Raw genomic sequence first — 10,441 nt, 5'->3', positions numbered from 1 at the left:
CCTTATGTAGTTTGAGTCTTGGTGTATTTCATACTGATTCAGGCTCGTCAATATTTAGATGCGTTTGCCCTGGAGGTAGTGGTTATTTTTTCCCACGAATTATTGATTCAGAGCAGGAATAATAAAAAAATATGAGTAAGCTCATCCTAATTACAGGCATAAGCAAAGGTTTAGGTTATGCGATGACCCAGGGTTTTATTCAACAGGGGCATACTGTTATTGGTTGCACCCGTTCATCAGATGCTATTGATAAAATACGCCAAAAGTTTAGTGCGCCCAATGATTTCACATCTGTAAATGTGGCAAATGAACAACTTGTAAAAAAATGGGCCCAAGACGTACTTCAAAAATATTCACCGCCAGATATAGTGATAAATAATGCGGCAATTACCAATTATCCAGCACCTTTGTGGGAAATACCATCTGAAGAATTTTCGGATCTTATAGACATCAATATCAAAGGAGTAGCGAATATAATTCGCCATTTCGTACCAGCAATGGTGAAAAAGAAACGGGGTATTATTGTTAACTTTAGTTCTGGCTGGGGACGTTCGACTTGGGCCTAAGTTGCACCATATTGTGCTTCTAAGTGGGCAATAGAAGGATTAACTCCAAGTCGCAAGTGACAAGTCGCAAGTCGCAAGTAAGTTTTGTAACGGGGATTTGATTTGGACCCCGCCTAACATACTTGCGGCTTGATAGAAGCCTGGGACTTAAACTGAACCGTTTGAGAGTTCTTCACTTGCGACTTGCGACTTTGTTAACTCGTTCTTTGGCACAATAATTGCCAATTGGTATGGCAGCTATACCCCTCAATACGGGGATTATTCATACAGATATGCTTTCTATTAGCTTTGGAGAAGAAGCTGCTAATTATACACCCGTGTCCGATTGGGTATTGAAAGCTGTTCCATTTATTCTCAATTTAAAACCCAAAGATAACGGGATTCCCTTAACCATTTCATGAGATTGACATGCGTGAATTGTTTTGGTTGTATATTAACCAATACAATAGCGATCGCAATTAGCTCAATGTGGTTCAGTTAAGAAAGTTCCTCTGTGAAGGCAAGGGAACAGTTACGAAAAAGCAGGCTGATTTCAACTGTATTGGTTTATCGCCCAGAGGCACAGGAAATTAGTACAATTTTTGGATACTGGAGTTTTCAGCAGGAAAAAGCATTTGAGCCAAAGTCTACCTATAGCACCAAACCGAAAACTGAAGATAGTTCAATAACAAAAGCTGATTTTGCAGGACTAAAACTAGCGATCGCTTCTAAAGTAAATGCAAATTATTGTTGTCGTTTTATATAAATTGGTGCTGTTACAGAAATTCCAACCCGATTGGTTAAAAAATTTGTGTTGCTAATTCTCCAGCATCTACAACTTTACTATAAATTGATTAAATGCTTACGGTAAGTTAATAAAAACTACATAAAATATTTATCTAGTTTTATGGAATTTTTATAAGTATTTGATTAATATAATGGTCAAAAAAAATTCATATATTTTTTAAATAAAAAACATCATAAATTTATATAAACCCTTGTGCGAAGTATGTCTTTTACGTGAGATTGAGTAAGCAATTACTCGTAGGTAGAACATCATGGTTGCTAAAGCTTCTTTTTTCATCGATGATGCAAATGCCAATAGCATCAATGCCAGTACCTATAATTCCGGCTCTTTTAAGATTGTTAATAATTCCACATCTCAAGAAAAAATAAACAAAGTAGTAATTGACCTCAGCACTAGTATTCTTCCAGATTTAGTCTTTGATCCTTCGGGAACTGCTGGTGACCTTGTAGCGAAGAACTTCACAGTAGATAGTGAAGGCGGAACAGGATTTGCTGCTTTCAAGTTCCTCAAAGCTCGTGACGGTGGCTTTGATGCTGTAGAAATCACTTTTAACAGCTTCGATCCAGGTAAAACATTCACTTTTTCTGTAAATGTTGACCCAACCAGTATCAAAGGTTTACCTGCTCCCGGGCCAAATGAGTCAGGAAGTGTTTCTGGTCTAGAACTAACAGGTACAACGCTCACAGTCGATTTCTCTGATAGTACCAGTTACACAGGAAAGACTTATAGAATTCCCAATAGTTTAGATGGCTCACAGGTTGTTATTCAAGCAAATGCACCTACCCAACCAACAATTCAGGTTTTGGGTCTAGCCTCAACTGCACCCACAACTGTTTCAAATGCCAACCAAACAGTTAAAGTCAGCGGTACTCCAGGGACTTCAGTTAACTTACTAGTGATGGAGGCTGGCTTATTTAAAAATAACGGCGGTGGCTTTGATCTAGATCCTTTTGAAGCCAACTCAGCGATCGCTGTTAATGAAAAGTCTGCCACGATTGGGGCAGGGGGTTTTGTCGATATTCCGATAACCCTTACACGTTCTCAAACGGATGGAGGATTGAACCATATCCTTGCGGTAACTAAAGCCGCCGATGGAACGACAAGCTTACCATCTGTCGTGCAGATTTTAGATTATCAACCTAACGCTGCACCTCTACCTGATTCAGGTACTCCACTCAAACCCAATGCAATTCGGATCAATGCCGGAGGTGGAGCGTACACCGATAGCTTAGGTCAAGTTTGGAGCGCAGATCAGTATTTCGTTGGTGGCAATGTTTATTCCACCATAACAGCGATCGCCAGTACTGTCACAGACCCACTTTATCAAACAGAGCGTTGGTTGAGTAACCTGGACTATGCGATTCCAGTACTCAACGGAGACTACACAGTCAAACTCCAGTTTGCAGAAATATACTGGAATGCCGCAGGTCAGCGCATCTTTGATGTCAGTGCAGAGAATCAGCTAGTAGTTGATGACCTAGATATTTTTGCCCAAGCTGGCGGTAAAAACATTGCTCTGGACAAGTCCTTTAATGTTAACGTCAAAGATGGCACACTGAATTTGAATTTCTTGGCTAATAAAGACAATGCTAAAGTCTCGGCTATTGAAATCATCCCTGTGAGTGCGACTGGGCCAAAGGTAATTGTGCAAGAGACTGGCGGTAATACTGCGGTTACCGAAGGAGCAGCTACTGGTGATAGTTACTCGTTAGTTTTGAATACCAAACCTACAAGCAATGTAACGATTAACTTAGCAGCTGGTAATCAAATTACCCTAGATAAGCCCAGCCTAATCTTCACACCTGATAACTGGAATATAGCCCAAGCTGTTACTGTTAAAGCTGTTGACGATAGCTTAGTAGAGGGAACTCAAACAGTAAATATTAGTCACACCATTACCACTACAGATAACAATTACAAAACTCTTAGCATTCCTAATGTTGCTGTTAGTGTTATTGACAACGATAGTTCTCCAGCCACAGGCAAAGCCATTCGGATCGATACAGGCTCAACTAAATCTTATACCGATACCAAAGGCCAAGTTTGGGAAGCAGATAAGTATTTCGTAGGAACAAGCAACACCTATTCCACTGCTGCTCCAATCGGCAAGACGGAAGACGACGCTGTGTATCAAACTGAGCGTTATGGCAAAAACTTGGCTTATCAAATTCCAGTAGCGAACGGCAACTATGCCGTAAATCTACACTTTACAGAAATTTACTGGACTGACTTTAATGAGAGGATATTTGATGTTTCTCTAGAAGGTCAGAAAGTTTTTGATGACATAGACATTTTTGCCAAATCCAAAAATGCCTTCTTCACAGGTAATAACTCTGCCTTGGTTCTATCTGCCCCAACCCAGACTGTGACTGATGGCATCCTCAACATTGATTTCGCAGCCAGCGTTGACAACGCTAGTATCACAGGTATTGAAGTCATTGCATTGACTGGGCCACAAGTAGTTTTGCAACAAACAGAAGGCAAAACTGAGGTCACGGAAGGAGGCGCTAGTGATACTTACTCCTTAGTTCTCAATAGCCAACCCACAGAGGATGTGACGATTAATCTTGTACCTGGCAATCAGATCAGCGCCAACAAGACTAGTTTGACCTTCACTGCTGCTAACTGGAATGTTGCTCAAACAGTCAGTATCAGTGCAGTGAACGATAATGTGGCAGAAGGTGCCCAAACAGCCAACATTACTCACACGATCACTACTACAGATAACAGCTACAAAAATCTTACTGTTCCAAATCTTGCTGTTGACATCATCGACAATGACATCGTTGCTATCAGCTTTGACAAGAAAACAGTAGCTACAGTTAGTTTTCCTACGGTCGGAGCTTGGGGCCCAGATGGTAGGTTTTATGTGGGCACTTACAGTGGTGAAATCAAAGCATACACCTTTGATCAGAACTACAACATTACTGCTACCCAAACAATCACCACTATCAAGAACCTAGATAATAAGCAAATATTAGGGATCGCTTTTAACCCTTACGATACCTCTGGTGCCCCAAGTATTTATGTTGCTCATAGTAAGCTATATGCCAATAATGATGGTAAAGGCTTTCCTAAAACTGAACTTTCTCCTTATAGTGGTGAAATTTCAATACTCGAAGGAGCTAATTTTTCGCAACGGAAATCTTTAGTTTCAGGGCTACCGGTTTCCAACCATGACCACGGCATTAATGCTTTAACGTTTGATAACAAAGGCGATTTATACATTAATGTTGGTGGCAATACTAATGCAGGTATTACCAATGACAATATAGGCGGTGTTCCAGAGTCTCCTTTCTCAGCTGCTATCCTCAAAGCTGAAATTTCAAAATCTAGCTTCAATGGGCAGATAAAGTATGAGCTACCAAATCCTCTACCAGCTGGTTATGAGATTCCTAGTGGATTAACTTTTAATCCGGCAGATAGTCAGGTCTTTGGAGATATAGCAAAAGTCAAATCTGGTGTAGATGTTTCCGTATACGCTAGTGGACTTCGTAATACCTTTGGTGCAGCTTTCACAACACAAGGATTACTTTATGCCACAGAGAATGGTTATAACGCAACATTTGGAGACATCTCTACCTCGGCTACAACTCAAAAACCAACAACTGTCGGTTCTGCTCCAGATGAACTCAATCTGATCAAAGCAGGTGAATACTACGGTCATCCCAATCGAAATCGTGGAAGCTCTGACAATCGCCAGAATACTTATTATGGGCTAAGTGACCCCAGTATTCCAGGAGTATATACAGCTCCACTGACAACTTTTACTCCTTCAACTAATGGGCTTGATGAGTACCGTGCCACAACATTCCAAAACCAAATGCGAGGTAATTTAATTGCCCAGCAATGGAATGGCAAATTCTATAACATCAAACTCTCACCAGATGGCACTCAGGTGCAACAAACTACTACCCTGACTGGTGTTGCAGATGGTTTAGATATCAAGCATGGGCCTGGAGGTGCAATTGTTGGCGTTGATTTGACTGACAACTCAATTACGGTTGCACTTCCTAACGATCCTGGGGTGGTAGATCCTACTGTCTACGATTTATTCCCCTGGAGAGCGCCAGCAGTAGGTGGTAATACATTTGTCATCGGCGGTAAGAACTTCGGTACTTTGGGGAATACTCAGGTTTCCATTGGTGGACAATCTGCATCTATTACCTCAGTTTCTGATCAAAGAATCATTGGTACTCTGCCAAACTTTGTCGGTAAACCGCTCATTGACCCCAACGCTAACGGATTATTAGATTTGGTTGTTAATAGCAATGGTAAGCAGTCAGTAATGGCAGATGCATTCTTGCCACTAACTGGAACAGCCTACTTCGTTTGATGAAATAAAGTCTGCAATCTAGCTGTTCTAGATTGATTATAGAATAAGGGCATAAGATTTTTATGCCCTTATTTTCGTATCACACTGTAGCACGCGATCGCCCAGAGCGCAGTGTCTTCGGCGACGCGCTTCAAACTCCAGCATTTGCCTCTTGTTGAATTTGTTCACGTCGTGCTTTCGAGTACTCGTTATGTTGAATATGCTTCCAACTCAAGGTCAGGGCATTGTCTGCCAACGAGGTGGTTCTTCAAGGTTTAGTTGTTCAGCTTCACACACACATGATTCTTGGATTTGGGGAGCAACTTGAGTATGTTTTTTTTCTTTTTGATTTCCTCTATATTGTTCTTCTAATAGAGGGGGTGATTCACCACCTCTGGTTCGACCACCTCCGGTTCGACCACCTCCGGTTTTGACCCCCCTGGTTGCGCCACCCCCTAAAAACAAGTCACTGGTCAATTCAATAGGTGGCAAGGATTCTCGGAAAGCGATCGCCGAATCGGTATCCTTGAAGATGTGATATTCAAAATCAAATAATCCAGCTTGATTGCGAATTTTTCTTCTGACTAAATAATTTTGGGTTTCCGCAGTTTTGAGAATCTTACGTAATTTGTCTCGACCATAACCCAATGAGTTTTTAATGCTATTGAAATTCACCTCCCAGCCTTCAGTGTGTGATGTCATCCAACAAATTAATCTGAATGTACCATCATCTATTTCGGGGTTACGAATTAAAGCATTCGATATAGGAGTATAATGATTTTTAGGAGATTTACCTGCTATAACTTTGCTCATAAAATCCTCCAGCAACTGTTTTGTAGCAATTCTTGATGTAAACTCGTATTTCTAATCTCCACGCCACTAAAATCTACAGTTTATTTTTCCCCGCCTGTTAGAAGCATCGCGGGGATTTTGCTGCTATATACGTAAGATTTTTCACAAGCAGGGGAGATTCGAGAGCATCCCATAATGGTGATTTGGAGAAATTTAGAGGATGTTTAGTAACCATTTGTTCTAGTTTGATTATTTCTGTACTTGTCATATAACTCCTCAAAATTATTTATCGATCTGTTATGTTTACTCCTCACTAATGCCGTTATCTCTTCCCCCCAATGTGTGGACGAAATGTCAGATTAATTTGTGTAGTTACAAACTTGTTGGTCTTGGGTACTTGGTGTAGATGAGTAGATTGGCAACCTGGGTGCATGACTAACAGACTGCCGTGTTCCAACCAGAAATCAGTAGGCTTTCCCCCAATGGGCTTTATCTGAAATTTGCGAACAGCACCAACACTGATAGAAGCAATTGCTGGGTTAAATCCCATTGATGACTCATTATCAGAATGCCAGCCGATGCTGTTTGTCCGCTTCTGTACTGATTACCAATGACGATGCGGAAGCTGTAACCAGTAGCCGCAGTAATCCTATCTCGCAGTTGGGCCAGCGATGAAGTCCAAGGTAATGGTTTGAGTAGTACGCTTTTTGAGTAGAGATAATCACAGCCTTCGTCACCATAAATGCATTCCAGACGCGGAACGGGCATAGTTTTACCCAACATCCTGAGAAAGGTTTTGCTGCCATTGCAGTTCTTGGCAATGTTGATAAAGTTCGTTTGCTTCTTGCTTTGTGAGAAAGTCTGGATAATAAGTGACGGGTGTTACTATAGTTGGTTCATCAAAAAGTGTCATCTGTTTCATACATACTCCTTAAGCGGCGATCGCTCTTAAGATTTCTTCTGCGCGTTCCTGTGAAATAGCTTGTTCTGGATTCTTGTAAAACCCAATAATTTCTGGTTTGGGACGTACAATAATGCGCTGTGTGGTGGCACGTTTATCCCAAACTAAGCATGAGATGGTGATATTATCAGTAGCCCAGCGTTTACCCCTCTTATCCTTACGAAAACAAAAGCGTGGCATGATTATCACAAGTGACGGCGGGTGCTGCTGTAAGAAATCAGCCCGGTCATCGCAAGGTTCGAGAAAGCTGGTTAACAAAAATGCAGCGACACCTACACGCGCTTTCTGGTAGGCATTCTTGATAATTGGTGCAGCAAACTCCGCATAAGGTGGGTTAGTGCAGATCCAATCGCAATTGGGAAACTTAGCCTCCAAAATAACGTAATTCAACAGTTGATTTGCGCCCACTAATTCGTCGCTGATGGCGACGCAAATGGCTGAACAAAGACTCAATTTTGAGATTATCTGGCGGCAAGCCAGGGATATCATAACAGTACAATAAGTTAGTTCCGTATTTATGCCATAGTCGTTGTAACTTTTTCTTGAGAGCAAACTGTGCGGGATGTTGTTGACGGTCAGGGACAAACTGCTGTAATAATTCTTCCATGTCGCGCCGGACTTGAAAGCTTGTTAAAGGTAATTTGGGAAATTGTGTAATATCAGTTACATTTATTACCTTGTTATGGTGATGTTCAGGGTAGCGCAAACATTCGGCAATTCGTTGCAACCATTTGTGGGCTGCTTCCAAATCCGACGCTACTGTATGACTATTACTTAAAGCTTGGTCAACCCATACTGACAAGAGAGACAAATAATCTGTGTCAATTTCTCGGCATGGTAAACTACGTAGTATCTGCCCAATCACTGATAGTTGTTGATAGCCACTTAAGCCGCCCCACTGAAAAGGTTTGCGACTTGTGCGATTGACACAATCCCGAATAGCAACGCGAATCTGTGCTTCAACTGCCATTAACTCTGCGTCTCGTGACGAATAGGGGATTGCTGAAAAAAGGGGCTACTGTCTGGCTGCTGTTTCTGGCTTGGGTCTTGGAGTCTTTCCGAGTATTCAGGTATTTTGGGTAATCCATCTAAATCTACCTTTAATTGTTGTCGTAGCTTTGTATCTAATGGCAATACTTCATCACTCAAATTGTTGAGAAAGTGTGCCTGACAACGTTGATGTGGTGCAGTTGGCCAAATCGAATTCATTGCCGCAATGATTGCTTCTTCCCCATCTGACAAGGTTGCTAGCACTTTGTACGGTAACTCCTTATATGCTTGCAGCCACTCAATTAACCGTTCTGCTTGTGCTTCTGGCAATTAAACTGCACTGACTGGTGTGCCAGTTAATACCTCGTACAACACATACAGCAAAGTCCCGTGACCCTCTGGCTGTAAGGCATCAATCGCCCAAATCAAACCACCATGTTCATGGGCTGTGGCAGCTAATTTCTCCTGGGTATGTGCCATCGTACCACCCAACAGTGCCAGAAATTGGCGATATAGCTTACCTACATTCCTCTCGTTAATTTCAACACCACGCTGGTTTAATTCCCGTTGAATTTCTACCAACTGTTGATGCTCGTGCTCATGTTGCCAACCAATAAATGCCAGCACATCTAGACCGTAAGTACTTTGAGGTAAACTGTATTTCATTACACCATAAGTTAAGTAGTGTTTACCAAAATATTCACATTGAGAGTTGGCACATTTTTTCCCCTTGCCTGCCACAAATATCACTCCCTCTAGGGTTTGAATGGTTTTACGCATATGCCAAGATGGAAGGCTAACTAATTTTGTGTCGCAATGGATACACAAATTTCGCTCACATTTCACAATTATTCGTTTGGCATCCGGAAAATGTCTTTGTGGGCGGTGGCGAGGCTTTTTTTCGATCACGGATGAATGGCTGCTGGTAGATGTTTTTTCAGCTTACCTGCAAACAACACCAGTTAGACAGCCAGGGCATTAACTCGAAAGAGTTCTCTGACAGATGACTCCGTGGTTCCGAAATATTCTGCGATTTGTGCGGTAGTTGCCCAACCACTACCACCCCAAACTGCAAAGATAATTGCTTTAGCCTTTGCCAGAATTTCTAAAGCCTTGTCGTCAGAAAAGTTTGTGATGGCTTCCGTTCTAAAAGATTTGGATTCGAGCAGTAGCGACTGATTTAAGAGTAATGTCATAGTTCGCTCCTAAAATAATTTTTCAGACTTGCACAAGTTTAAAAATGTGTTTTACTCTGCCGTGTCTAACCAAGGGCATCGCTTGGGGTCTGGGTGATGAGCATCGAAGAAAATAAATTCGTTCTCATCCCAATCAAGATGAAGACATAGGTGAATTTCATCGGGGTCAACCTTGTAGGTGCGTTTACCCTCCCAGCAGTTAGCACCTGTTTGCTGCCAATCGTGGCTGGTTGCATAAATATCGGCTCGTACCGCCCTTTGAGTCGCATTTTTAATTGTTGTAATTGAAGTGGAAATTTTTTGATCCTCTCCCTGACACAGAAACAGGTTGTAGCCAGGCAATTTCTGCACAAGGCTAACAAAATATTTGATAACGCTTGGAACCGCATTTTGAAGCGTAATGCGATCGCATTCCAGCAATATCAGCTGATCCTCTGCTACTGAAAAAGCAAACAAGTGATCGCGGATGGCAATATTGCGCTGGCTGATTCCAGAAATACTCAGGTCTTGCTGAAGTTGGTGAATATTGTCTCGAATTCTGCGGAAGAGGTGCAAGAAATCAGCAACTTCTTCTTTTGAGTAGCAACCGTTCGCCACCCAGATTTTCGAGCTTGCCTTGAAGTGGTGGCTAATTTCAGCGTCCTCGGCATTACTGTTATTCAGTCAGGGCGAACGCATCTTATTTACTAATAAAAACTAAGAAAGATTTTAAAATGACATAAATAATTGTAGAAATTGAGTGAATGATAAACAAAACAAATCAAATATTTTTCAATCTGAAAATTATCTTATTTTCAACTGAACGGCTATTCATTAATACTAAAAATATTCAAT

General features: G+C 41.5%; 14 protein-coding genes. 4 read left to right on the top strand and 10 right to left on the bottom strand.

Features of this window, described 5'->3' with window-relative positions; all coding sequences use genetic code 11:
• Nucleotides 1–131: 131 nt before the first annotated feature.
• The 4 genes from H6G26_RS34155 (at nucleotide 132) to H6G26_RS34140 (ending at nucleotide 5,689) form a co-directional block, all read left to right on the top strand.
• Nucleotides 132–566 (top strand): SDR family NAD(P)-dependent oxidoreductase, encoded by a 435-nt coding sequence (locus H6G26_RS34155; protein WP_190735526.1) that lies wholly within the window; start codon nucleotides 132–134, stop codon nucleotides 564–566.
• Nucleotides 567–796: 230 nt separating this feature from the next.
• The gene (locus H6G26_RS34150; protein WP_242054075.1) at nucleotides 797–967 is read left to right on the top strand and encodes a hypothetical protein; all 171 of its coding nucleotides are present in this window, start codon (nucleotides 797–799) and stop codon (nucleotides 965–967) included.
• Nucleotides 968–1,059: 92 nt separating this feature from the next.
• Nucleotides 1,060–1,311, top strand: a complete 252-nt coding sequence (locus H6G26_RS34145; RefSeq protein WP_190735524.1) for a hypothetical protein — start codon at nucleotides 1,060–1,062, stop codon at nucleotides 1,309–1,311.
• Between the two features lie 292 nt (nucleotides 1,312–1,603).
• Nucleotides 1,604–5,689, top strand: coding sequence for a malectin domain-containing carbohydrate-binding protein (locus tag H6G26_RS34140; protein ID WP_190735522.1), 4,086 nt, complete (start codon nucleotides 1,604–1,606; stop codon nucleotides 5,687–5,689).
• Between the two features lie 216 nt (nucleotides 5,690–5,905).
• On the opposite strand, the gene H6G26_RS34135 is transcribed toward H6G26_RS34140, so the two are convergent.
• From H6G26_RS34135 to H6G26_RS34100, 10 genes are all read right to left on the bottom strand, one after another.
• A complete protein-coding gene (locus H6G26_RS34135; RefSeq protein WP_190735515.1) occupies nucleotides 5,906–6,481 on the bottom strand; it encodes a hypothetical protein in 576 nt (191 codons plus the stop codon).
• 301 nt (nucleotides 6,482–6,782) lie between these two features.
• The gene (locus H6G26_RS43175; protein ID WP_242054074.1) at nucleotides 6,783–7,010 is read right to left on the bottom strand and encodes an alpha-ketoglutarate-dependent dioxygenase AlkB; all 228 of its coding nucleotides are present in this window, start codon (nucleotides 7,008–7,010) and stop codon (nucleotides 6,783–6,785) included.
• A complete protein-coding gene (locus H6G26_RS43170) occupies nucleotides 6,950–7,228 on the bottom strand; it encodes a hypothetical protein (RefSeq protein WP_242054078.1) in 279 nt (92 codons plus the stop codon). The genes H6G26_RS43175 and H6G26_RS43170 overlap by 61 nt, the downstream gene beginning before the upstream one ends.
• 4 nt (nucleotides 7,229–7,232) lie before the next feature.
• Entirely contained in the window at nucleotides 7,233–7,382 is a 150-nt protein-coding gene (locus H6G26_RS43165; protein WP_242054073.1) for a hypothetical protein, read from the bottom strand.
• A 9-nt stretch (nucleotides 7,383–7,391) separates the two neighbouring features.
• Nucleotides 7,392–7,811 (bottom strand): hypothetical protein, encoded by a 420-nt coding sequence (locus tag H6G26_RS34125; protein ID WP_242054072.1) that lies wholly within the window; start codon nucleotides 7,809–7,811, stop codon nucleotides 7,392–7,394.
• On the bottom strand, nucleotides 7,786–8,391 hold the full coding sequence (locus H6G26_RS34120) for a hypothetical protein (RefSeq protein ID WP_190735513.1): 606 nt from the start codon (nucleotides 8,389–8,391) through the stop codon (nucleotides 7,786–7,788). The genes H6G26_RS34125 and H6G26_RS34120 overlap by 26 nt, the downstream gene beginning before the upstream one ends.
• Nucleotides 8,391–8,741 carry a hypothetical protein gene (locus tag H6G26_RS34115; RefSeq protein ID WP_190735511.1) on the bottom strand — a complete coding sequence of 117 codons (351 nt, stop codon included), beginning with the start codon at nucleotides 8,739–8,741 and terminating at the stop codon, nucleotides 8,391–8,393. Before H6G26_RS34115 ends, H6G26_RS34120 begins: the two co-directional genes overlap by 1 nt.
• Nucleotides 8,742–9,191 carry a hypothetical protein gene (locus tag H6G26_RS34110; protein WP_206757578.1) on the bottom strand — a complete coding sequence of 150 codons (450 nt, stop codon included), beginning with the start codon at nucleotides 9,189–9,191 and terminating at the stop codon, nucleotides 8,742–8,744. It abuts the gene before it with no gap.
• 182 nt (nucleotides 9,192–9,373) lie between these two features.
• A complete protein-coding gene (locus H6G26_RS34105) occupies nucleotides 9,374–9,607 on the bottom strand; it encodes a hypothetical protein (protein ID WP_190735507.1) in 234 nt (77 codons plus the stop codon).
• 51 nt (nucleotides 9,608–9,658) lie between these two features.
• Nucleotides 9,659–10,204: a hypothetical protein gene (locus H6G26_RS34100; protein ID WP_190735505.1), complete on the bottom strand. Its 546-nt coding sequence runs from the start codon at nucleotides 10,202–10,204 to the stop codon at nucleotides 9,659–9,661.
• Nucleotides 10,205–10,441: the final 237 nt, after the last annotated feature.

Source organism: Nostoc sp. FACHB-888, from assembly GCF_014696655.1.
In the GTDB taxonomy this organism is placed as follows: domain Bacteria; phylum Cyanobacteriota; class Cyanobacteriia; order Cyanobacteriales; family Nostocaceae; genus Nostoc.
The sequence above is the reverse complement of the archived record's forward strand: the minus strand, read 5'-3'. Positions and strand labels throughout refer to the sequence as shown.